Annotated in this window: 19 protein-coding genes and 1 pseudogene; 9 read left to right on the top strand and 11 right to left on the bottom strand. The window is 64.4% G+C overall.

Translation table 11 applies throughout. From position 1 onward, the window contains the following. Positions 1 to 14: 14 nt before the first annotated feature. Together ACGFK1_RS18080 and ACGFK1_RS18075 are read right to left on the bottom strand one after the other, a co-directional pair. Complete coding sequence (locus ACGFK1_RS18080) at positions 15 to 1,220, bottom strand: CaiB/BaiF CoA transferase family protein (protein ID WP_393431836.1); 1,206 nt, start codon at positions 1,218 to 1,220, stop codon at positions 15 to 17. Further along, the gene (locus tag ACGFK1_RS18075) at positions 1,220 to 2,716 is read right to left on the bottom strand and encodes an aldehyde dehydrogenase family protein (RefSeq protein WP_393431833.1); all 1,497 of its coding nucleotides are present in this window, start codon (positions 2,714 to 2,716) and stop codon (positions 1,220 to 1,222) included. The genes ACGFK1_RS18080 and ACGFK1_RS18075 overlap by 1 nt, the downstream gene beginning before the upstream one ends. Before the next feature lie 249 nt (positions 2,717 to 2,965). On the opposite strand from ACGFK1_RS18075, the gene ACGFK1_RS18070 reads away from it, so the two are divergent. From ACGFK1_RS18070 to ACGFK1_RS18050, 5 genes are all read left to right on the top strand, one after another. After that, positions 2,966 to 3,664 carry an SDR family NAD(P)-dependent oxidoreductase gene (locus ACGFK1_RS18070; RefSeq protein WP_393431830.1) on the top strand — a complete coding sequence of 233 codons (699 nt, stop codon included), beginning with the start codon at positions 2,966 to 2,968 and terminating at the stop codon, positions 3,662 to 3,664. Between the two features lie 27 nt (positions 3,665 to 3,691). Continuing rightward, positions 3,692 to 4,552, top strand: a complete 861-nt coding sequence (locus ACGFK1_RS18065; RefSeq protein ID WP_393431826.1) for a mycofactocin-coupled SDR family oxidoreductase — start codon at positions 3,692 to 3,694, stop codon at positions 4,550 to 4,552. 13 nt (positions 4,553 to 4,565) lie between these two features. Further along, on the top strand, positions 4,566 to 4,760 hold the full coding sequence (locus tag ACGFK1_RS18060; protein ID WP_393431823.1) for a ferredoxin: 195 nt from the start codon (positions 4,566 to 4,568) through the stop codon (positions 4,758 to 4,760). 12 nt (positions 4,761 to 4,772) lie between these two features. Then, complete coding sequence (locus tag ACGFK1_RS18055) at positions 4,773 to 6,131, top strand: cytochrome P450 (RefSeq protein WP_393431821.1); 1,359 nt, start codon at positions 4,773 to 4,775, stop codon at positions 6,129 to 6,131. Between the two features lie 71 nt (positions 6,132 to 6,202). Further along, complete coding sequence (locus tag ACGFK1_RS18050) at positions 6,203 to 6,643, top strand: hypothetical protein (RefSeq protein WP_393431818.1); 441 nt, start codon at positions 6,203 to 6,205, stop codon at positions 6,641 to 6,643. Between the two features lie 269 nt (positions 6,644 to 6,912). On the opposite strand, the gene ACGFK1_RS18045 is transcribed toward ACGFK1_RS18050, so the two are convergent. Next, complete coding sequence (locus ACGFK1_RS18045; RefSeq protein ID WP_393431816.1) at positions 6,913 to 7,767, bottom strand: alpha/beta fold hydrolase; 855 nt, start codon at positions 7,765 to 7,767, stop codon at positions 6,913 to 6,915. 279 nt (positions 7,768 to 8,046) lie between these two features. Here ACGFK1_RS18045 and ACGFK1_RS18040 point away from each other — a divergent pair, with 279 nt between their 5' ends. Together ACGFK1_RS18040 and fadD6 are read left to right on the top strand one after the other, a co-directional pair. Continuing rightward, entirely contained in the window at positions 8,047 to 9,315 is a 1,269-nt protein-coding gene (locus ACGFK1_RS18040; RefSeq protein ID WP_393431813.1) for an alpha/beta hydrolase family protein, read from the top strand. A gap of 115 nt (positions 9,316 to 9,430) precedes the next feature. Next, positions 9,431 to 11,194 carry a long-chain-acyl-CoA synthetase FadD6 gene (gene fadD6 / locus ACGFK1_RS18035; protein WP_393431811.1) on the top strand — a complete coding sequence of 588 codons (1,764 nt, stop codon included), beginning with the start codon at positions 9,431 to 9,433 and terminating at the stop codon, positions 11,192 to 11,194. Positions 11,195 to 11,214: 20 nt separating this feature from the next. Here fadD6 and ACGFK1_RS18030 read toward each other — a convergent pair whose 3' ends face one another. The 8 genes and pseudogenes from ACGFK1_RS18030 to ACGFK1_RS17995 all read right to left on the bottom strand — a co-directional run bounded on the left by ACGFK1_RS18030 (position 11,215) and on the right by ACGFK1_RS17995 (position 19,818). Next, positions 11,215 to 12,606, bottom strand: a complete 1,392-nt coding sequence (locus tag ACGFK1_RS18030; protein WP_393431809.1) for a wax ester/triacylglycerol synthase family O-acyltransferase — start codon at positions 12,604 to 12,606, stop codon at positions 11,215 to 11,217. Between the two features lie 451 nt (positions 12,607 to 13,057). Then, complete coding sequence (locus ACGFK1_RS18025; protein WP_393431806.1) at positions 13,058 to 14,488, bottom strand: wax ester/triacylglycerol synthase family O-acyltransferase; 1,431 nt, start codon at positions 14,486 to 14,488, stop codon at positions 13,058 to 13,060. Positions 14,489 to 14,613: 125 nt separating this feature from the next. Next, positions 14,614 to 14,756: pseudogene (locus ACGFK1_RS18020) on the bottom strand (LLM class flavin-dependent oxidoreductase); the annotation flags it as partial. Between the two features lie 6 nt (positions 14,757 to 14,762). Further along, positions 14,763 to 15,560, bottom strand: a complete 798-nt coding sequence (locus ACGFK1_RS18015) for an SDR family NAD(P)-dependent oxidoreductase (protein WP_393431803.1) — start codon at positions 15,558 to 15,560, stop codon at positions 14,763 to 14,765. After that, a complete protein-coding gene (locus ACGFK1_RS18010) occupies positions 15,557 to 16,852 on the bottom strand; it encodes an acyl-CoA dehydrogenase family protein (RefSeq protein WP_393431801.1) in 1,296 nt (431 codons plus the stop codon). Before ACGFK1_RS18010 ends, ACGFK1_RS18015 begins: the two co-directional genes overlap by 4 nt. A 13-nt stretch (positions 16,853 to 16,865) precedes the next feature. Continuing rightward, positions 16,866 to 17,633, bottom strand: coding sequence for an enoyl-CoA hydratase/isomerase family protein (locus tag ACGFK1_RS18005; protein ID WP_393431798.1), 768 nt, complete (start codon positions 17,631 to 17,633; stop codon positions 16,866 to 16,868). A gap of 5 nt (positions 17,634 to 17,638) precedes the next feature. Further along, a complete protein-coding gene (locus tag ACGFK1_RS18000; protein WP_393431795.1) occupies positions 17,639 to 18,826 on the bottom strand; it encodes an acyl-CoA dehydrogenase family protein in 1,188 nt (395 codons plus the stop codon). Further along, positions 18,826 to 19,818 (bottom strand): acyl-CoA dehydrogenase family protein, encoded by a 993-nt coding sequence (locus ACGFK1_RS17995; protein ID WP_393431792.1) that lies wholly within the window; start codon positions 19,816 to 19,818, stop codon positions 18,826 to 18,828. The genes ACGFK1_RS18000 and ACGFK1_RS17995 overlap by 1 nt, the downstream gene beginning before the upstream one ends. Before the next feature lie 283 nt (positions 19,819 to 20,101). Between ACGFK1_RS17995 and ACGFK1_RS17990 the strand changes: the two genes are divergently transcribed. Together ACGFK1_RS17990 and ACGFK1_RS17985 are read left to right on the top strand one after the other, a co-directional pair. After that, positions 20,102 to 21,196, top strand: coding sequence for an amidohydrolase family protein (locus tag ACGFK1_RS17990; protein WP_393431789.1), 1,095 nt, complete (start codon positions 20,102 to 20,104; stop codon positions 21,194 to 21,196). 19 nt (positions 21,197 to 21,215) lie between these two features. After that, entirely contained in the window at positions 21,216 to 22,358 is a 1,143-nt protein-coding gene (locus tag ACGFK1_RS17985; protein ID WP_393431785.1) for an amidohydrolase family protein, read from the top strand. Position 22,359: the final 1 nt, after the last annotated feature.

Here is a 22,359-nt window from a genome sequence, read left to right as displayed (position 1 = left end):
GATCTCTCCCGAAGCTAGGTGACGGCGCCGGCCGTCTTGAGCTCGATGATGCGGTCCCAATCCAAACCGAGTTCGGCCAAGATTTCGTCAGTTTGCTCCGCAAATGCGGGCGCCGGTCCGGTTTGCGGAGCGCTGACATCGAACTGCACCGGATTCGCGACCAATTCGAGTTCACCGGTGGAGACGATGTACTCGTTGGCCCTGATCTGCGCGTCGTCGGCGGCCTGCAGAGTGTCCTGCACGGGTGCCCACGGCCCGGCCAGCGTCGAGAACCGCTCGCTCCACTCCGGAAGCGTGCGTTTGGCCATCGCCTCGCGCAGAATGTCGACCGCGGCGGTGGTGTTCTCGGCGATCGACTCGACAGTCGCGAACCGGGGATCCTCGATCAGGTCCTCCAGATCCATGTGCCTGCAGACGTCCGCCCAGAACTTGGTCGGCTGCATCATGACGAACGAGATGTAGCGGTTGTCGGCGGTGGGATACACCCCCACCAGCGGGTTGATCGGCGAACCGTGCACCCCTGGCGGGGGCTGCACCATCAGTTGGTTCAGATGCGACGTCAGCGCAACGGTGTGCCCCATCGACCACAACCCGCTGCCGAGCAGCGAGACGTCGACCACCGACGGTTCGCCGGTGCGTTCGCGCTTGAGCAGCGCGGCCGCGATGCCCCCTGCAAGATTGGTGCCCGAGATGGTGTCACCGTAGGCGGGTCCCGGCGGGCCGATCATGCCCTCGATGCCGGGCGGGGTGATCGTCGCCGCTGTGCCCGCGCGGCACCAGAAGGCGGTCATGTCGTAGCCGCCTTTGACCGACTCCTCACCGCGCGGGCCCAGCGCGCTGCCCCTTGCATAGATGATGTTCGGGTTCACCGCGCGGATGTCATCGACGTCGATGCCGAACTTCTGCCGGTGTCCCGGCAAGAAGCTGGTCAGGAAGACGTCGGCGCGACGAGCCAAGTCGAGCAGCACCTCGAGGCCCTCCGGCACGGACATGTCCAGCCCGATGCTGCGCTTGCCGCGGTTGGCGTGTTCGATGTTCGGGTTCGGGTCACCCTCGACCCGCAGCGGGCCGGTCTGACGCAGGCCGCGTTGCGGGTCACCGGTGACGGCGTGTTCGACCTTGATCACGTCGGCACCCCACTCACCCAGTACCGCGCCTGCCGACGGGACGAACCCGTACATCGCGACCTCGAGGACGCGGATGCCTTCCAGCGGCCTCATCAGGAACCCGCCCCCGAAACCACCCGAGCGTACGTCTTCGACTCCAAGAATTCCTCGAGTCCCGCGGTGCCCATCTCACGACCGATCCCGGACTGCTTGTAACCGCCGAACGGGCTGTCGGGGCTGAAGTAGTTGCCGCCGTTGATAGAGAAGGTTCCGGTCCGGATGCGACGGGCCACTGCCAGTGCGCGCGCCTCGCTGCCGAACACGGCACCGGAGAGCCCGTAGATCGAGTTGTTCGCTATCCGCACCGCATCGTCGTCGTCTTCGTAGGCCATCACCACCAGCACCGGCCCGAACACCTCTTCCTGGGCGATCTCACTGTCGGGGTCGACGTCGGTCAGCAGGGTCGGCGTATAGAAATAGCCGGGGTCGACCTTCTCGCCGCCGGTCACCAACGTGGCCCCGGCCTGAACCGCGCGCTTGACCATGCCGTCGACCTTGTCGCGCTGCTTCTCACTGATCAGCGGGCCCATGTAGGTCGAAGGATCGGCCGGATCTCCATAGCGCACCAACCCGAAGTTGTTCTTGAGCAGCTCGACGATCTCGTCGTGATGCGCGCGCGGAACCAACAGTCGCGACGTCAACGCGCAGCCCTGGCCGGCATGGGTCACCATCGAGAACGCGGAAAACAACGCGGCGGTGTTGAAGTCGGCGTCGTCGAGGACGATGGCCGCCGACTTGCCGCCCAATTCCAGGAACACCTTCTTCAGGCTGTCGCTGGCGGCGGCCATGATCCGTCGGCCGGTCGGGGTGGAACCGGTGAAGGTCACCATGTCGACGTCGGGGCTGGTGGTCAGTACCGCGCCGACCTCGGGGTCCGCGCCACTGAGCACGTTCACCACGCCCGCGGGAATGTCAGTGTGCTCGGCGATCAGCTCACCGAGCGCGAGTGTGATCAGCGGGGTGTCCGGAGCCGCCTTGAGCACCACCGTGCAACCCGCCGCCAACGCAGGCGCCAGCTTCGCGAGTGCCAGCTGGTTCGGGTAGTTGTAGGCGATGATCGCGGCCACCACCCCGGCCGCTTCCTTTTCCACCCAGCGGTGGTGCTGCATACCGCGGCTCTCGATATTGCCGAGGTCCTCGGTCATCGGATAGCTCTTCAGCAGCTCCGCGTAGTAGCGGACGATCTCGATCGGCGCGTCCAGTTGGGCGCCCTGGCACAGCGACTCGGTGGCGCCGACTTCGGCGATGGTCAGTTTCGCGAGTTCGTCGCGGTGGGCGATGAGCGCGCGGTGGAACTGCTCAAGGCAGCGGATGCGCAGATCGATATTCGTCGCCCAATCGGTTTCGTCGAACGCTCGCCGCGCGGCCGCCACCGCGGCCTGGGCGTCGGCGACGGTGGCGTCGGGCGCATGACCGAGCACCTCGGCCGTCGCGGGGTTGAGAGAAGGAAACGTCTGTTCGGTGTCGAGCAGGCGTCCGTCGATCAGAAGATGCCGCGGCGCCGTCCCGGCTCTGCCCGCGTCACTCGAGATGGTGGGCGTTTCCTGCACGATACTCCTCAGCGTTCATCGCACTGTGATGGAAACTTCATTCTCATCATCGGCGAATCATACATTCGTAAAGAGAGAACTCAAGCAGATGCGCGGAACTCACACTGCCTGCGAATAGAGCTAAGACAATCAACCTCTGAACGTCTCACCAGTGCGAACGACTGTCCTTCATTGTCTTGCGGGAACGCACATCACGAGAGTACGGTTCTCATAATCGGAAGGACGGTTCTTGATAACTGAGGCCTGCACGTGAAGACCGCGGTTGTTACCGGTGGTGGATCCGGCATCGGACAAGCCGTCGCCAAACGACTGCGGGCAGACGGTTTGGACGTCGCAACCATCGACCTCAATCCGTCGGATGACCAATACGCCTTCACCGCCGACGTCACCGACCGCGCCGCGGTCGAAGAGGCGTTGACGGCGATCCGCACTCAACTAGGTCCGGTCACGGTCCTCGTGAACGCCGCCGGACTCGAGAAGTTCAAGCGGTTCACCGAGTTGAAGTTCGACGACTGGCAGCGCGTCATCGACGTCAACCTCAACGGCGTGTTCCACTGCGTTCAAGCGGTGCTGCCCGACATGATCGAAGCGGGGTGGGGGCGCATCGTGAACATCTCCTCTTCGAGCACCCACTCCGGGCAGCCGTACATGGCGCCGTATGTCGCCGCCAAGTCTGCGGTCAACGGGCTGACCAAGTCGCTGGCGCTCGAATACGGTCCCGCAGGCATCACCGTGAACGCGGTGCCGCCCGGTTTCATCGACACTCCGATGCTTCGCAAGTCCGCCGATCGCGGCTACCTGGTCATCGAGAAGAACATCGAGTCGACACCCGTGCGCCGGATGGGCAGGCCCGAGGACATCGCGGCCGCATGCGCATTCCTGATCTCCGAAGAAGCCGGCTACATCACCGGTCAGATCTTGGGCGTCAACGGCGGCCGAAACACATAACAGTCACTAAGAAAGGACAACCTTCGAATGGGACGCGTGCAGGGGAAAGTGGCGTTTGTCACCGGCGCAGGGCGCGGCCAGGGCCGCAGTCACGCGATCCGACTCGCCGAAGAAGGTGCCGACATCATCGCGGTCGACCGTTGCGAGGACTTCGCGACGGTCGGTTATCCGATGGCCACGCCGGAGGATCTCGAGGAGACCGCGCAGTACATCGAGAAGACCGGGCAACGTGTCGTCACGGCCAAGGTTGACGTCAGCGATGCGGGACAGCTCAAAGCGGCGGTGGATAACGGCGTCTCAGAACTGGGCGGCCTCGACATCGTCGTCACGTCGGCCGGCATCGCGGGCATGAAGGGCTCCTGCGACATGCACGCCTGGGTCGACGTGATCAACACCAACCTGATCGGCACGCTGAACGCCATCCATGTCGCACTGCCGCATCTCCGTGAGGGCGCGTCGATCATTGCGACCGGTTCGACCGCCGCCCTGATGGATGTCTCGAAGAACGACAACCCCGGCACTGACCCGGGTGGTGCCGCCTACCTCCACTCGAAGCGGCTGCTGTCGCAGTACGTCCACAACCTGGCGACCGAACTCGCACCGCGAGGTATCCGCGCCAACGTCATTCACCCGACGAACTGCAACACCGCGATGCTGCAGAGCGAGCCGATGTACAAGTCGTTCCGCCCCGACCTGGAGCACCCGACCAAGGCCGACGCCGAACCCGTGTTCTATGTGCAGCAAGCCATGAAGGTGCCGTGGATCGAACCCGAGGACATAAGCAACATGGTCCTCTTCCTGGCGTCAGACGAGGCCCGCTACATCACCGGCACGCAGCAGCGCGTCGACGCAGGCGGCTACCTCAAGTGGTACGACTACCACATCTGATCGGACTGACGCCATGAAGGTTTTCGTTGATTCGGCGCGCTGCCAGGGTCACACGCTCTGCTCGATGATCGCGCCGGATTCGTTCGAGCTCAGCGACATTGACGGCACCTCGTCACCTGTGAACGAAGTCGTTCCCGCCGACCAGGAGGACGCCGTTCGCGAAGCCGTGCATTCGTGCCCGGAGCAGGCCATCTCGATCGAAGAATAGGGAGACAGGATCTTGAGCGTCGACGACTTGAGCGCCGCCGATCGCAAGAAGTACCGCTACTACTTCGATCGCCACACCCCGGAGTACAGGCTGCAGTTCGAGAAGATCACCGAAGAAATGCAGTCCAAATGTCCGGTGGCGTGGTCGGAAACCTACAACGGGCACTGGGTCGCCGCTGACAGCAAGCATGTCTTCGAATTGGCGCGCTGCCCTGCGGTTTCCAACCATCACGACCTCACCGGCGAGACGCCCTACCAGGGCATCACCATTCCGAAGGCGCAACGGGCCACAGTGGTGCGAGGTGGCATTCTCGAGATGGACGAACCCGAGCACAGCATCTACCGGGGTGCGCTGAACCCTTACCTATCCCCCGCCGCGGTCAAGCGGTGGCAGCCGTTCGTCGACGAGATCGTGCGCGCCGCACTCGACGAGAAGATCGAGTCAGGCCGCATCGACTTCGTCGACGACCTCGCCAACATCGTGCCCGCCGTGCTCACGCTGGCGATGATGGGCATCGAGTTGAAGAAGTGGCCCGTCTACAGCGAACCCGCCCACCTGTCGGTCTCCACGCCGGAGCATTCGCCCGACGCCCCGCGCGTCGCCGAGATGAACCGGCAGATGGGCATCGACATGATCAATACGATGATGGAGGTTCGGCAGAATCCGCGACCGGGGATGATCAACGCGTTGCTGCAGCTGCGCATCGGCGGCGAACCGGCGCCAGACCTCGAGATTCTGGGCAACCTCGGATTGATCATCGGCGGCGGGTTCGACACCACCACCGCATTGACCGCCCACGCCCTCGAGTGGCTGTCGGATCACCCCGACCAGCGCGCGGTGCTGAGCCGGGAACGCGACACGCTGCTGAACCCGGCCACGGAGGAGTTCCTTCGGTTCTTCACGCCCGCGCCGGGTGATGGCCGCACCTTCTCCGAGGACGTCGAGATCGAGGGCACGAGATTCAAAGAGGGCGAGCGACTCTGGATCTCCTGGGCGATGGCCAACCGCGACCCGTCGGTGTTCGAGCAACCCAACGAACTCGTCATGGACCGGAAAGGCAACCGCCACTTCAGCTTCGGCATCGGCGTGCACCGCTGCGTCGGGTCCAATGTCGCGCGAACGGTGTTCAAGTCGATGCTCACCGCCGTGCTCGACCGGATGCCCGACTACGTGTGCGACCCCGAAGGGACCGAGCACTACGAGACCATCGGCGTCATTCAGGGCATGAAGCGTCTGCCCGCAACCTTCACCCCGAGCAAGCCGCTGGGTCCAGGTCTCGACGAGACGCTGGAGAAGCTGCAACGCATCTGCGACGAACAGGAACTCGCCCGGCCGATCACCGAACGCAAGGAAGCGGCCGTAATCGGCTGATACGCATTCCAAAGCGCTAGCAAGGTGATTTGATAGGCAGCCACCGGGTTGGGATCGACGAAGGGACGACGATGAAGTCGATGACACTCGCGATTGCGACGGCGATGCTCACCGCAGCGGCGTCGATGGCCGCCCCACCGGCGCAGGCCATGATGCAGCCAGGAAATTACGACGTGAACACGAACCGGTACGAGCGAGCGTCATGGGTGTGGTTCGTCTCACCGTGCCAGGAGTCGCTGGACGTGAACTGCTTGCGTATCAGCGCGATCCCGCGGCTGAAGTTCTATGCCTACTACGACGGCTACGCCCACCTCGACAACGGGACATACACCTTGACCGTTGACGTTCCCGACGGCTTGCAATGCCTTCCCGGCTATGCCATGCCGACGCGGGACACCTACACCTGGAATGAGGTCACCCAGTTCGGGGAAATCAACTCCGTCTATGACGTCGGCTGCTTCAACGGCCCACCGGGGTCACAATTCTGGACGTTCGCGCTGCAGCGACTGTGAGTTCGGCGCGCCGCTGAGAGTCCATAATCGCGCCGAGTTCGCTCAGAAACCTGAAGTAGCGTTGACGACCGGTCCATCAGCGGGTACCGCAACTCGATGTGTAGCCACCCCAGTTCGGGCACGGTCATCCGCGCGGCATACGTCGTCCTCGACATTGAGCTTCACGACGGAATTGACCGAACTCCTTCGACGCTGACAGACTGGCCGCGGGATCGATTGCGGCACAGGACGTCACTGCGAAGCTGTTCGCTGAAGGCGTTCGATGGCGGTTAGCCTGCTTGCTCGGTAACCAGACGACGATGCACCGATTCGATTGCCTCGCGCAGTCCCCTCACAAAATTGTTGGACCGCAGCGTACAGCCCGCGTGGCCCGCGTCCACGGTCACGATATGCGAATCGGCTATCTGGCTGGCCAGCCAGCGTTGGCGTGCCACGCCAATCGCGCGGTCGCGCAAGGGAATCACAACCGACGTAGGCACATCGATCTCGGTCACCCACGATGTGGAGTCGAAGCGCAAGAGTTCGGCGATCGCGCGGGTAATGGCTCCGGGGCTGGTGGAGCGGACCTGGCCGAGCAGCCACTCGCTGTCATTTGTGATGAGCTCGGCCGCGGCGAGCGCGGCAGCGGCGGGCGAGCGCGCAGGGGGGCTGAGTGCGTCGAGTATCGCCGCGAACAGACCGGTTGCCAACCGCTCATAGGCGACGCGGTTGTATGCCGCGGCTCCCGCGCACAGCACCAGACCGTCAACCTTTTGTGGGTGGCGACGCCAGATTAATTGCGCTACAAACGATCCCATCGAGTAGCCGACAGGAACAAACGTCCGTACGCCTAGTACATCCGCGAGTGCGGCAGCGTCGTCGGCGCAGTCCTCCAACAAGAACCGTGCGGCCGAAATGCCCTGACCATGGCCACGTTGGTCGAATACCACCACACGGCCGAACTCGCGCATCATCGCCAACGTCGGATACCACGTCATCAGCCCCGTGCAGGCCAATGAGTGCAGCAAGAAGAAGGTGGGTCCATCCGCAACCGGCCCGGAGTCGACCACAAAGGTGCTACCACGTCCTGGTAGCTCCACGGTGCGACCGGCCGGCACGCGACCCACCGGCGCGATGCCGGGCACTCGCGGCGGAAGCCACGGCAAGCCCAACGGGCGGCGGTGCCCATCCATGTTCCAATTACAGCACGTGTGCGCGACACGGTTTGCCCATAACTGGCCGTTTCGGCGAATTTGAATTCGTTTGCCCGGCCCCGTTCCTACCGACCTTGTGGATGATCGGTTCCGGACGGGACACGAGGTCGGCAGAAGTCAGCCACTGGTTTGAAGTCGGCGCCTTGTCCCCGGCGCTAGGGTTAGTCAGCGACTCGATTCCAACCGCTTGGCGGGCGAAGTAGAGATCAGATGCATGACAGCGAGCAGGCAGGCATTCCGGCTACCGCACCAGGCGACGCCGGCGAAGGGTACAAGCCTGACCGGCGGCGCGGCGGTGCCCTTCCACTGGCACAGGTACTGGGGCCATTCACCCGGACCGGCGGCTTTTACGCCCGGTGCTGGGGCAACTATCTAGATCGTCAGGCCGACGAGCTTCCAGTGGCACGACCGACCATTGCGCTCGCGGCGCATGCGTTCGGCGACGAAATCGTGCTGCTGGGCTTTCATTTAATGCGATCAGCCCCGGATCCGACGACGATCGAACGGATCAGAGGCGAGGTGATCGCCGCACTTGAGTTTTATCGCGAAAAGGGGTGGTTGAAGGACCCTGAGGGTTTCTTCGCGGCGCCGCCGACGCTGACCGACGTGTCCATCAGGCCCGTCAAGAGCCTGGGGCGGACGTACGAGCGCATCTTCTTCGACAGTGAGTATGAGCCGCGTGCGGGCGAACCGGGCCGCGAACGGTGGTTGAGCTACGCCGCCAACAGCCGCGAGTACAGCTTGATGTTGCGACACCAGGAGCCGCGACCATGGCTGGTGTGTGTGCACGGCGCGGAGATGGGGCGAGCCGCCCTGGACCTCGCGCTGTTTCGCGCCTGGCATCTGCACCAGGATCTCCGCCTCAACGTCGTGCTTCCCGTCCTTCCCATGCATGGTCCCCGTGCGCGGGGCCTGCCCAAGGGCGCCGCCTTCCCCGGCGAAGATGTGCTGGACGACGTCCACGGGACAGCCCATGCGGTGTGGGGTATCCGTCGTCTTTTGTCGTGGATACGGTCGTATGATCCGGGCTCACCGATCGGGTTGAACGGCGTCTCACTCGGCGGTTACCTCACGTCGCTGGTCGCCAGCTTGGACGACGGCCTCGCCTGTGCGATTCTCGGCGTCCCGGTCGCCGATCTGGTCGATCTAGTCGGCCGCCATGCCGGCCTCGGCGACTACGAAGCCCTTCGCCGGATGCTTACGCTGGCCAAGCCCATCGGCCGGATGATCTCCCCAATTGCGCTGACTCCCCAGGTGCCGATGGAGGGCCGCTACCTTTACGCCGGCGTCGCCGACAGGCTGGTACACCCTCGCGACGAGTCCACCCGGCTCTGGGAGCACTGGGGCAAGCCCCAGATCTGTTGGTATCCCGGCGGTCACACAGGGTTTTTTCGGGCACGGCCGGTGCAGCAGTTCATTGACGATGCTTTGGTGCAGTCGGGGCTTGTCGACGCGGCATGGAGACAGCGGAAACGGTGATGGAGCGCCTCGGTCGACGCGCGCGAAAGGAACTGTTGGAGACCTGGGCCGCGGGGTACTCGCTGGTGCATGACGATCCGGTGGTCCTTTTCGACCGCGCGCGGGGTTAGACCTCATGGCTGAGGACACCGTCGGGCTCAAAGACATCGCCGAGGGGCTACCCGGTCTGCTGAAGGACGCGCCCGCCATCATTCGCGGTGTGCTGACCGGTCTGCCTGTGCATCGGTCGGTCAAGATGTCGATCGGCAAGGTCTTCGCCGACCGTGCCGCGCGGTATGGCGATCGCGTGTTCATCAAGTTCGACGATGAAACCCTGACCTACCGCCAGGCCAACGAGACGGTCAACCGGTACGCAGCCGTGCTGGCCGGACGTGGCGTCCGGCATGGCGACGTCGTGGGAATCATGCTGAAGAACTCGCCGCGTGTGGTTCTGCTGATGCTCGCGGTGGTGAAGCTCGGCGCAGTCGCCGGAATGCTTAACTTCAACCACCGCGGCAAGGTGCTCGCGCACAGCGTCGGGGTCTTGAACGCCAAAGTCTTGTTCGGCGACGATGAGCTGCTCAAAGCCGTCGACGAAGCCGACGGGCAGATCCCCGACTCGATCACGGTCGACGAACTGGAGCGGCTGGCCGCGGACGCGCCGACCGACGACCCGGCGGCCACCTCGTCTGTGCGGGCCAAGGACAAGGCCTTCTACATCTTCACGTCGGGAACCACCGGCGCGCCGAAGGCCAGTGTGATGACGCACTACCGGTGGCTGGGCGCGCTTGGGGGGGCTGGTGCCTTTGGGATGCGGTTGAAGAGCAGCGACACGCTTTACTGCTGCCTGCCGCTGTATCACAACAGCGCGCTGACCGTGGCGGTGGCAGGAGTGCTCAGTGCCGGTGCCACTCTCGCGTTGGGCCGCTCGTTCTCGGCGTCCAGGTTCTGGGATGAGGTCATCCGCTACGACGCCACCGCGTTCGTCTACATCGGCGACATCTGCCGCTATCTGCTCACCCAGCCAGAGAAGGACACCGACCGCAAACACAAGGTGCGGCTGATCGCCGGCAATGGGCTGCGCCCCGATATCTGGGAAGAGTTCACCATGCGCTTCAACATTCCACGGGTGTTCGAATTCTATGGGGCCAGCGAAGGCAACACCGGGTTCGTCAACGTGTTCAACATCCCCAAGACCGCCGGCATCTGTCCGACACCGGTGGCGTTCGTTGAGTACGACCCCGAGACCGGCGAACCGGTTCGCGACGAGAAGGGGCGGGTGCACAGGGTGCGCGGTGGCAAGCCGGGCCTGCTGTTGAGCAAGGTCAGCAACATTCAGCCGTTCGAGGGCTACACCGATGCTGAGGCGACCGAGAAGAAGTTGGTACGCAACGCTTTTCGGGACGGTGACATGTGGTTGAACACCGGGGACCTGATGCGTCCACAGGGCTGGCGACACGCCGCTTTCGTCGACCGGCTCGGTGACACGTTCCGGTGGAAGGGCGAGAACGTCGCGACGACCGACGTCGAGGCGGCCGTGTCGGAAGACCCGTCCGTCGAAGCCGTCACAGTCTTCGGGGTGCAAGTGCCTGGCACCGACGGGCGCGCCGGAATGGCGGCCATCGTGTGCCGACAAGGAACGGAATTTGACGGCAAGTCGTTGGCCAACACCGCGTACGAGCACCTGCCCAGCTACGCGGTGCCGTTGTTCGTGCGGGTCCTCCATTCGCTGGAGCAGACCTCCACGTTCAAGAGCAAAAAGGTCGATCTGCGCGACGAGGGCTTCGGCTCCGATATCGAAGATCCGCTTTACGTCCTGGAAGGCCGCCAGGATGGTTACGTGCCTTACTACGACGAGTACCCCGATGAGCTGGCGGCCGGCTCACGGCCCAAGGGCTGACAACGCCCGAACGGCCGCGCTCAGTCGGATGCCGCGGTACCAGCGAGTTGCTCGAGTTCGCTTAGTGCGGGTTCAATGCCGTCGGCCAGCTCGTCGATGTCGTTGGCGATTTCGGGGGTGGTGACGAACCCGAAGTCGACCGATCCGCGGTAGCTGAAGCAGGTGATGTTCAGCCCGACGTCCATCACCAGCGGACCGATGGGCAACAAAGTTTCCAGGACCGCCCCGGCCATGTAGATAGGGAAATCCGGCCCGGGCACGTTGGAGACCACCAGGTTGATCGGCGCGACGTTTTCTCCGATCCGGCTGGCGGTGTATGCGCGCGCAGCCAGTGCGAGTAGCCCGGGAGGCGTGATTTCGGTCAACCCCATGATCTGGTGAGCAGTGAGCGCTTTGGCCATCGTCTTGGCACCCTTCGCGCTGGCGTGGATCGCTTTGAGCCGCTCACGGGGATCCGCAATATCGGTGGGAAGACTGACAGTAGTCGAGGTGATTTGGTTGCCCACTGCGGTGTCGTCGCCGCGCGTGGACACCGGAATCTGTGCAAGCAGCGACCGGTCGGGTAGCTCCCCGCGGTCCAGAAGGTAGCTGCGCAGCGCCCCGCACACCATCGCGAGCACCACGTCGTTGACCTTAACGCCGAACGCGTCCTTGACCGCCTTGACCCGATCCAGTGGCACCCGGCTCCCGCTGACGCGCCGGTGCGGCGAGATCGAGGCATTGAAGCGCGTGGTCGGTGCATCAAAGTAGCGAGGCGGCTTGTCAGACAGCCCGAACACCGCGAACTGCTGGCGTACGGTCTGCTCGACCATGCGCAGCACCCGGTAAGGCGTCATCACCGCGAGGTTGAACATTCCACCGAGCGCACGCAGCTCCAACCGCGGCATGCCCACACCGACCAACGACTCCGTGGGCGCATCCGCCGGCGGGCGTGGTTCGGGCGTGGCGTCGAGCAAGATTTCACTAAGCCCGGCGCCGGACACGCCATCGATGAGAGCGTGGTGCATTTTCGTCAGGATGGCCACGCAGCCGTGTTCGACGCCCTCGATGAACCAGAGTTCCCATAGCGGTCGGGCGCGATCCAGCTTGTAAGACATCAACCGGCCGACGAGGTCGTCGAGTTCCTTGCGGCCCCCCGGGGCGGGCACCGCGATCCGGCGGATGTGAAAGTCGATGTCGAGCTCGGCGTCCTCAACGAACCATGGGCGGTCTAATCCCAGTGGCGCACCGGCCACCCGATAACGGAGCTGCGGCACTTCGGGCACCCGGCTGGCCACCAGTTCGCGAACCGCATCGAATGAGAAATCGGGAGCGTTCGACGGGTCGCAGATCACCAGGCCGCCGACGTGCATGTGCCAGCCCGGTGTCTCTGCAAACCAGAACGCCGCATCAACGCTGGAGAGTCGCTTCATCTCCTCAGCCTAGAAACAACGGCGCGGCGGCAGGTCGACAATTGCTGTCTGGCGGGGCGCAACGACAACCACGGGGCATGAGGTGAGGGCAGGGACGTTCCTGACACAGTGTTTTTCAGCACATCGCTCACTACCTGTGCTGCGGTTTCGCGTGCTGGCGGGTCCGAGGGTTAGTCCGCGCAGCACGGCGCCGACCTTCGGGGGCAGCGCCTGGTCAACCTGCGCGGGCGACTCGTCGGCCCGGCTCGGGTACGGCGGCTCATCCCACGTCGGACGGCGCCTCATTCGCCACGCAGCTACCCAACCGCTGACTGGTGTGAACGCGCGTTGGCGCACAAGGCTTTACGGCCACACAAGCCTCAACCGCCGTCACCGTGGCTGTGATACTGGACCCATGTACGTCGCTGTCCAGCAACAAGCTTCTGTTCATGGCAGGCGCTGAGCGGAATCGCTAGCCAGGAGTGGCCTGGGGCATTGCACTGTCGATCCGGCTATGCGCGTCGGCAAAGCCTGCGCCCCGGCGGATTTCGATGAATGCGCGGATCATCGCGTCGGTGACATTGTGCGGATCGTCGAGTGTTCGGCCATCGGCGAGAACCGAGATGTTGAGTTGGTCAACGTAGCTCCACACGGTGATGTTGAGCGCGCTGCCTGCGGCCAGCGGACCGACCGAATAGATCTCGGTCACGACTGCCCCGGTGATGTGGCCCCGACGCCTTGGGCCCGGCACGTTCGAGACGATCACGTTGAAGAGCGGGTTCGCGGCCTCGCGGCGCGACGTCCACCGGAAGGTGGCGCGCGCGGCGACTGCAGGCAGGTACTCCAACCAACGTCCGATGGTGCGCGGGCCGAGCAGTTCGTAGTTCTCCTTGGCGACTCGGGTGCCGGCGCTGGTCAGCCGGACCCACTCGAGCGGGTTGGCGACATGCACCGGCAACGAAACCAGCATGGTGCTCAGCGCGTTGCCGGTGATCCGGTCGGGTGAAGTGTCGGTGGCTGCAGGAATGTTGGCGATGATCGGCTGTTCGGCGTGGCCGTCGTAGCGCAGCAGCAGTTCGCGCAATCCGCCTGTCGCCATAGCCAGCACGAGGTCGTTGATCGTGACGTCAAGGTGCTTGCTGGTCTGTTTGACCTCGGCGAGCGACAGGGTGGCGGTGGCGAAGGTTCGTGCCGGTGACAACTTGTGGTTGAGAAAAGTTGGCGGCGGGTGGAACTGGCGCGCTAGATCCGGATCTCGACCACGCCCGTGCGCCCGGCGCCGCAGCCGATATATGCCCAGCACCCCGTCGCGCACCACGCCCGGCAGCTTCCTAAGCCGGCGGAGGTCGTGTCGCCCGGCGGCTCCGATCAATTCCGTCGCTGACGGCGTCGGCGTGCGCCGCGAGTCCGTGTCACTCTCATCCACGGGTCGGTCAGGCCATTCCATCCCGCGCGCCATCAGATTCGCAGAGGCCACACCGTCAGCGAGCGCATGGTGCACCTTGCCGATCACCGCGACCCGGTGATCGGCCAGTCCTTGGGCGTAATAGATCTCCCACAGCGGGCGGCTGCGATCCAGCGGCGTGCTTGCGATCGCGCCGATCACCTCATCGAGCTCGCGCCGGCCACCGGGAGCTGGCACCGTCACGGGACGAACGTGGTAGTCGAGGTCGGCGTGGGCGTCTTCGCGCCACACCGGACGCTGCAGCGGGAAGCCGGCCAGCTGATAGCGCAGCGGCTCAAGGAGAGGCAGGCGGCGGCGCAACGTCTCCCGGAACACCTCGAAGGTCGGCTCACCCTGGAAGTGTGAGATATCCACAACTGCCACTTTCAGCGTGTGCTGGTGCACGTTGGGCGTCTCGCTGTACAAGAGCAGCGCATCCCAGCCGCTGAGTCGCTTCACGGTAGGCCGTCCGAAGTCCTAACGCGGCTCAAAGGACTGGTTGCGTTGAGCCGCAATGCTTTCGATAGCGGAGCGAATGGACAACCCGATGCCCGCGGGGAAGTCCGGGCCGTCGGACACCTCATCAGGACCCCCTCGAAGCGGCTTACGCGCCTGGCGAAATCAAATCCGGAGGGCACGTGTTTTCGGTCTCGCCGCTGCCGAGTCCGAGGATGAAACGACCGTTGGCCAGATGATAGATGGTCAGCGCGCTCTGCAGATAAAAAGCTCAGCCTCAACTCAGCCAGCCGATCTCCCGCAAGAACGTCTGAGTATGCGCGATGCGACCGGTGAGCACCTTGGGGTTGCCGGTGCACAATATGACCGCCGTCTCAGTGATCAGCTCGATATCCTCGGTATCGATCTTGGCGAGGTCCAGGGTGCCTGCGCCCGGGGTGGCGACCGGATTGGTCGGCGCCGCGGCGTTGACCGCGATTCCGTCGTCGTACAGTTCGGCCGCCAGGCTCTTCGTCAGCCGGTTCAGGGCCGCCTTGACCGTGCCGTAGACGCCGAAGCCCGCCGTGCGATCGAAGTCGGAGAACGGCGGTCCGTCGGGCAGATCACCGCCGACCGATGTCACGTTCAGCACCCAGCCGCGACCGCGCTCGCGCATGGCGGGAATCGACAGCTGTGTCAGGTGCAGCGGCGCCAACACGTGCATCTCCATCATCAGCCGCACCCGCCGCTCCGGGAACTCATCGAGCGGACGCAGGAAGGTGACCGCCGCGTTGTTGACGAGAATATCGGGCGCGCCGACCCGTTCGACCACCTCGCCGAACAGCCGCCCCCGGTCCTCGGCGCTGGACAGATCGGCTTGGACCGCGACGGCGCGGCCTCCCGCGGCTTCGATCTCCGTCAATGTCTGGCGAAGGGAGCCTTGATACTTGGGGTCGGGGTCCAGCGTGCGCGCGGTCAGCGCGACCGTCGCGCCCTGACTGGCGAGCCGTTGCGCGATCGCCTTGCCCAGGCCGCGACTGGTGCCGGTCACCAGCGCCACCTTGCCCTCGCACCGTCGTGCGTCTGGCTGCGTCATGTCCGCGGGATCCCGGCCAGCTTGTCGGCGAACTTCGCCTCGGCGGCGTCGCGCAGTCGAAGCAGATGTTCTGACGGGAAGATGTCAGGGGCGGGCTTGCAATCGTTGAGCAGCAGGCGCGCCAGAGTCACCTTGTGCACCTCGGTCGGGCCGTCGGCCAGGCCGAGCACGAAGGACTCGACAAGATATGACACGAACGGCATTTCGTGTGTCGTGCCGAGCGAGCCGTGTATCTGCAACGCACGGGCCGATACGTCGTGCAACACCTTCTGCATCATCGCCTTGACCGCGGAGATGTCGGCGCGCACCGCCTTGTAGTCGTTGTGCTGATCGATCTTCCACGCGGTCTGCAGTGTGAGCAGGCGGAAGGCCTCGATCTCCATCCACGAGTCGGCGACCATCTCCTGGACGAGTTGTTTGTCTGACAGCATCGCGCCCTGGGTGTACCGCGACACCGCGCGTTCGCAGATCATGTCGTAGATGCGTCGAACCAAGCCGACCGTCCGCATGGCGTGGTGAATTCGCCCGCCGCCCAACCGCGTTTGAGCCACCACGAAGGCGCCACCCCGGGGTCCGAGCATGTGATCCGCGGGCACGCGCACGTTCTCGTAACGGACATAACCCTCACGGCCGCCGCCCAGCGGCTGATGTCCGAGCCCGACGTCTCGCAGCACGTTGATGCCGGGTGTCTCGCCGGGCACGACGAACATCGAATACCGTTCATACGGTGGCGCATCCGGGTCCGTCATCGCCATCACGATGATGAACGAAGCCATCGAGGCGAACGACGAGAACCACTTCTCACCGTTGATGACCCAGTGGTCGCCGTCCTGGGTGGCGGTGGTGGTGAACACCTTCGGGTCGGCGCCGCCCTGCGGTTCGGTCATCGAAAAGCACGACACGATGCGGTTGTCCAGCAGTGGCTCCAGGTACCGCTTCTTCAACTCAGGCGTGCCGTAGTGGGCGAGAATCTCACTGTTCCCTGAGTCGGGGGCTTGTGACCCGAAGACGATCGGCGCACATTCCGACCGGCCCAGAATCTCGTTGAGCAGAGCCAGTTTCACCTGGCCGTAGCCGGGACCACCCAGGTGCGGGCCGAGGTGGGTGGCCCACAAGCCGCGGTCTTTGACGATCTCCTGCAGCGGCGGGATCAGCGCCTGGCGCACCGGGTCGTTGAGGTCGTGCGACTCCTTGACGATCAGGTCGATCGGTTCGCATTCCGATCGGACGAAGTCGTCGACCCACGCGAGTTGTGCCGCCCACTCGGGGTCGGTCGAGAAGTCCCACGCCATAGTTCGTCCCCTCTCAGCGGTTGCGTCGCGCCGCGGCTTCGTCCGTGGCGTGGGTGAGCACCTGGTTGCGATTCTCCAACTCCATGGCCGCGCCCGGCCCCGCCGCATCGGTGTTCACCTGTAGTGCCCGCTTGGTCAACTGCACGCCCAGCGGTGCCAGTTCCGCTATGCCCGAGGCCAGTTGCACCGCACGCTCCAGCAGACGCTCGGGTTCGACCAGTTCGCTGACCAGTCCGCGCCGGTCGGCCTCGGACGCGGACACGGTGCGACCGGTCAGCATCCAGTCGGCGGCGACGCTGGTCCCGACGATCCGGGGCAGGTGATAGCTCATGCCCATCTCGGCGCCCGACAACCCGAGCAGGATCGCACCGTTGCCGAAGGTGGCTGCCGTCGAGCAGATTCGGATGTCTGATGCCAGGCACAGCGCGAACCCCGCACCGACGCAAGGCCCGTTGACCGCCGCAATGACCGGCTGAGGCAGATCCCAAATCGCCTGCGGCAGCGCGGCCATCGACTCCTGGAACCGCAGCCGGTCGATCGCCGGGTCCGTCGCTTCCAGCGGCGTCGGCCCGAAGTTGCGTACGTCGATGCCCGAACAGAACCCGCGGCCGGTCCCGGTGAGCACCACGACGCGCACCGTGGCATCGGCCCCGATCGTCGCGAAGGACTGCGCGAGTTCGTCGCGCATGACCTCGTTGATCGCGTTGAGGCGTTTCGGGCGATTCAGTTGCAGGACAAGGATACCGGGCCGGAGCCGGTCGAGAGTCAGTGTTTCCGTCACCGGACTCAGCGCCGCGGCAGGCCCAGCACCTGGGTGGCGATGATGTTGCGCTGAATCTCCGACGTGCCGCCCGCGATGGTGCCGCCGAAGCTTCTGGCATAGCGTTCGAACCAGCTGACGAAGTAGTGGTCGAGGTTCATGTGCGCATAAGGCCCCGATGTCGCCGGATGGGTGAGCCCGTCGGGTCCCGCGGCGGTCAAGGCGTTCTCGAAGGCCTGCCGTTCGGCCTCGGAGCCGAACAGCTTCAACACCGAAACCGACGCGGTGTCCATCTCGCCACGCGCCGCCCGGGCCAACGCAGCCGATCCCATCGCGCGCAGCGCCTGGTAATCCATGATCGTGGTGGCGTACTGATCGCGCTGGAGCGCGGTGCGGGGTTCGAAGTCGGCGATCATGTTGTCGATCCGGTCGGCGAAGCCGAGCCACATCATGGTGCGTTCGTGACCGAGTGAACCGTTCGCCACCCCCCAACCGCCGTTGAGCGGGCCGACCAGATTCTCGGCGGGCACCCGCGCGTCGGTGAAGAAGACCTCGTTGAAATCGACGTTGTCGCGCCCGGTCATATCGGCGAACGGCCTGCACACCACGCCCGGGGTGTCGGTCGGGATGATGAGCGCGCTGATGCCCTTGTGCTTGGGCGCATCCGGATCAGTGCGCACGAATGCCAGCAGGAAGTCGGCGTGATGTGCGCCGGACGTCCACACCTTCTGGCCGTTGACGACGAAATAGGGCTCGTCGACGTCAGAAATAAGCTGAGCGCGGGTACGCAGCGACGCCAGGTCCGACCCTGCACTCGGCTCGCTCATGCCGAGCGATGCGGTCATCTCGCCACGAAGCACCGGTACCGCCCAGCGATGCTTCTGTTCGTCCGAACCGAACGAGATCAAAGACGCGGCAATGATGTTGACGCCCTGCGGATTGAAGCTGTGGTAGATGCGGCGTCGGCACAGCTCGTCGAGATGGACGAACTGCTGCAGGACCGTGGCGTTGCGGCCACCGAACTCCGGCGGCTGAGCGGGCAGCAGCCAGCCGTTGTCGAACAGCAGTCGCTGCCAATCCCGCGCCCATTGCGGCATGTGCGACACGGACTTCGGCCGCTCCAGCGTGTCGGCCTCCGACGGCAGATGTTCGTCGAGGAACGCCGAGAACTCGGCGCGGAACTCTTCGACGTCGGAATCAAATGTCAGCTGCATCAGAGGGGCCTGTATTCCTTCGCTATGACTTCCCGATGCTCCGCCGCTCCCCCGAGCAGCAGTTCGCCTGCCTTCGCCCGCTTGAGCGCGAACTGCAGATCGTTCTCCCAGGTGAACCCCATGGCGCCGAACAACTGCAGGCCGTGCCGGAACACCACCGACTGGCACTCCCCCGCGGCCGCCTTGGCCATCGCGGCGGCCAGCCGCCTGCGTGGATCGTCAGCCGAAATGGTCAGTGCGGCAAAGTAAGACAGCGCACGGGCGCGCTCGATGGCCACATGCATGTCGACCGCCCTGTGCTGAACGGCCTGAAATGATCCGATCGCAACGCCGAACTGTTGTCGCTGCTTGACGTGTTCGAGAACCAGATCGAGGATCCGCTGGCATGCGCCGACCGTCGTGATGGCCATCCCCGCTAGTGCGACATGACGGGCCTTCTCCGCATCGACATGCACGCGATCGGAATCGGGCACATGCACGCCCGCGAACGACACCTCGGCAATGTGCAGCACGGGATCGAACACCGGGCTGCGCCGGGTGACCGAGCGGTCGGCGTCGATCAGGAACACCCCGGCTGCGGTGACGACCGCGAGCCGTTCGGCGCGATCACCGTCGAGCACATGGCGTGCGGTGCCGTCCAGCACCCATCCGTCGGCATCCCGGTGCGCGGTCACGCCGCTGTAGATCGCGGTGCCTGCCTGGCGCGAATCGAACCTGTCACCCGCGAGCGGCGCGTACTGGCTCAGCGTCGCCAGGAATGGCGTCGGGTCGGTGGCGCGCCCGAGTTCCTCGAGCAGGATCGCCAACTCGACAGCGTTCTCGGCGTCGGTCAGCTCGGTCCAGCCGCCGTCGACGTAGGCCTGCCAGAGCGGGGTGGGGTCGACACCGTTCTCGGCCACGTCGCGTACCAGTGAGGGTGGGCACTGCTTGTTCACCGCATCACGGACGGTCTCCTGCCACAGCCGCTGATCGGCATCGAACTCCAATAACACCCAAAGCCTCCCGGGGACGTGATCGCCTGCGGCCGCGCCACCTGAGAATAACATTCTCCCCAGATGACGTAGCCGTTCTCTGGAATCGACTACCACGTTTCGTGTTGCCGGGCACGCGCAACGGACCAGCACGCACCCTGACCTGCATGAAGGTAAGCGATTCGCTGAGAACTAGATTCTTGCTATTGAAGAACAACGCTTTACACTAGGACTATCCGGCGCTCCCAGCGCAGCGCTCGAACGCGCCCACGTCGGCCGGATGACTCGGAGGACAGCTTTGGCGATGCAGATACAAGACGGGACGCGGTCCGGTTTCCCGACGCCCGTCATCGATGCCAGCGTGCACATCTTCAGTAAGTCGAACAAGGACCTGCGCAGCTTCCTACGCGAGCCGTTCAAGAGTCGCGGGTTTCCCGACTACGAGATGGACTGGTACGGCGCGCCGGGCGGCGAATACGCGCCGAACACCGAGGGCGATCGACGCTATCCCGGTTCGGACCCGGACTTCGTCGGCAGCCAGTTGTTCAACGAGCGCGGCGTCGACGTGGCGATCCTGCATCCAATGACGCGGGGCATCATGCCCGACCGCCACCTCGGCACGGCCATCGCGGCCGCGCACAACGAGATGATGGTGTCGCGGTGGCTGGAGGACAACGCCTACGCCGATCGGTTCCGCGGCACGATTCGCGTCAATCCCGACGACGTGACTGGCGCACTGCGCGAGATCGCGAAATACGCCGACCACCCGCGGGTGGTTCAGATCGGCGTTCCGCTGCAGTCCCGGGAGTTGTACGGCAAACCCCAGTATTGGCCGCTGTGGGAGGCCGCTGCCGGCGCGGGACTGCCGGTGGCGGTGCACATCGAAGTCGGAGCGGGCGTGTCCTTCGCACCGACACCCTCAGGTGTGCCGAGGACCTACGAGAACTACGTCAGCTTCATGGCACTGAACTTCCTGTACCACTTGATGAACCTGATCGTCGAAGGGGTATTCGAAAGGATGCCCGCGTTGAAGTTCGTGTGGGCCGACGGGGCTGCCGATCTGCTGACGCCGTTCATCTGGAGGATGGACTGCTTCGGGCGTCCGCACCTCGAGCAGACGCCGTGGGCGCCGAAGATGCCCAGCGATTACCTGCCCGGTCACACCTATTTCGTCCAGGGTGCCATGGACGGCCCTGGTGACACCGAGTTCGCAGGCGAGTGGTTCGGCTTCACCGGCAAGGACGACATGGTGATGTACGGGTCGAGCTATCCGCATTGGCAACTCAACGATTTGACGGTACCCGCCGCATACACCGACGACCAACGCGACAAGTTGTGCTGGCGAAACGCCGCTGAACTCTACGGCATAGACGTCGGGGCCGGTGTCGGAGCACCGTGAGGCAGCCGAGGAGGACACGATGACAGTCACAGTGGCAGAGCGCAAACCGGCGACGGAGCACGTCGCCGTTCGATGCGTCGACTCCGATGTGCACCCGGTGCCAAAGAGCGGGGTTCTCGCGCAGTACATCCCGGAGCCGTGGCGCAGCAAGTACTTCCTGCCCCGCCGGATCGGCGACCAGATCTATTACGACGCACCGGATTACGCGCATGCCTATGCGATGCGGACCGACACCTTCCCCGCCGACGGTGAGTTCGCGGGCAGTGACCCGGATCTGGCATTCAAACAGCTGATCATGGAGGCAGGCGCCGACATCGCCATCCTCGAACCGGCCGCGTACCCGGCGCGCTTCCCCGAGGTGAACCACGCGATGAGCTGTGCGCTCAACGATTGGCAGGACAATCATTGGCTGGACAGCCACAACAACTGGCACGAGCGCTGGCGCGGCTCGATCTGTGTCGCGATCGAGGCGCCAGAGAATGCCGCGCGCGAGATCGACCGGTGGGCAGGGCATCCCTACATGGGTCAGGTCCTGATCAAGGCCGAACCGCGGCCCGCGTGGGGAGATCCGAAGTACAACCCGATCTGGGAAGCCGCGACCAAGCACGACATCACGGTGAGCTGTCACCTGTCACGCAGTCATCACGAGGAGCTACCGATCCCGCCGGTCGGCTTCCCCAGCTACAACCACGATTTCATGGTCACGTATTCGCTGCTGGCCGCCAATCAAGTGATGAGCATGGTCTTCGACGGGCTCTTCGACCGATTCCCGACACTGCGAATCGTGTTGGTGGAGCACGCATTCACGTGGATCCTGCCGCTGATGTGGCGGATGGACGCCATCTACGAGGCGCGCAAGTCGTGGGTCGACATCAAGCGCAAACCGTCGGAATACGTCAAGGACCACATCAAGTTCACCACCCAGCCGCTCGACTATCCCGAAAACAAGACCGAGTTGACACGCGCGTTCGAATGGATGGAGTGCGAGAAGATCCTGCTGTTCTCGTCGGACTACCCACATTGGACGTTCGACGATCCGCGGTGGCTGGTCAAGCACCTGCCCGAACACGCAAGGGAGGCCGTGATGTTCCGCAACGGCATCGCGACCTATCACTTGCCTGAGACGGTGCCTGCCCTCGAGGGCCAGGTACGGGTGTTCTGAC

It is taken from the genome of Mycobacterium sp. NPDC048908, from assembly GCF_043197955.1.
In the GTDB taxonomy this organism is placed as follows: Bacteria; Actinomycetota; Actinomycetes; order Mycobacteriales; family Mycobacteriaceae; genus Mycobacterium.
This window is presented reverse-complemented; position numbering and strand designations above follow the sequence as displayed.

Bases quoted from the DNA above. Each gene is read 5' to 3' on its own strand.
- ACGFK1_RS17985 (WP_393431785.1), top strand. From the start codon at position 21,216: ATGACAGTCACAGTGGCAGAGCGCAAACCGGCGACGGAGCACGTCGCC.
- ACGFK1_RS18040 (WP_393431813.1), top strand. From the start codon at position 8,047: ATGCATGACAGCGAGCAGGCAGGCATTCCGGCTACCGCACCAGGCGAC.
- ACGFK1_RS18030 (WP_393431809.1), bottom strand. From the start codon at position 12,606: ATGAAGCGACTCTCCAGCGTTGATGCGGCGTTCTGGTTTGCAGAGACA.
- ACGFK1_RS17990 (WP_393431789.1), top strand. From the start codon at position 20,102: ATGCAGATACAAGACGGGACGCGGTCCGGTTTCCCGACGCCCGTCATC.
- fadD6 (WP_393431811.1), top strand. From the start codon at position 9,431: ATGGCTGAGGACACCGTCGGGCTCAAAGACATCGCCGAGGGGCTACCC.
- ACGFK1_RS18015 (WP_393431803.1), bottom strand. From the start codon at position 15,560: ATGACGCAGCCAGACGCACGACGGTGCGAGGGCAAGGTGGCGCTGGTG.
- ACGFK1_RS18050 (WP_393431818.1), top strand. From the start codon at position 6,203: ATGAAGTCGATGACACTCGCGATTGCGACGGCGATGCTCACCGCAGCG.
- ACGFK1_RS18080 (WP_393431836.1), bottom strand. From the start codon at position 1,220: ATGAGGCCGCTGGAAGGCATCCGCGTCCTCGAGGTCGCGATGTACGGG.
- ACGFK1_RS18065 (WP_393431826.1), top strand. From the start codon at position 3,692: ATGGGACGCGTGCAGGGGAAAGTGGCGTTTGTCACCGGCGCAGGGCGC.
- ACGFK1_RS18010 (WP_393431801.1), bottom strand. From the start codon at position 16,852: ATGGCGTGGGACTTCTCGACCGACCCCGAGTGGGCGGCACAACTCGCG.
- ACGFK1_RS18060 (WP_393431823.1), top strand. From the start codon at position 4,566: ATGAAGGTTTTCGTTGATTCGGCGCGCTGCCAGGGTCACACGCTCTGC.
- ACGFK1_RS18000 (WP_393431795.1), bottom strand. From the start codon at position 18,826: ATGCAGCTGACATTTGATTCCGACGTCGAAGAGTTCCGCGCCGAGTTC.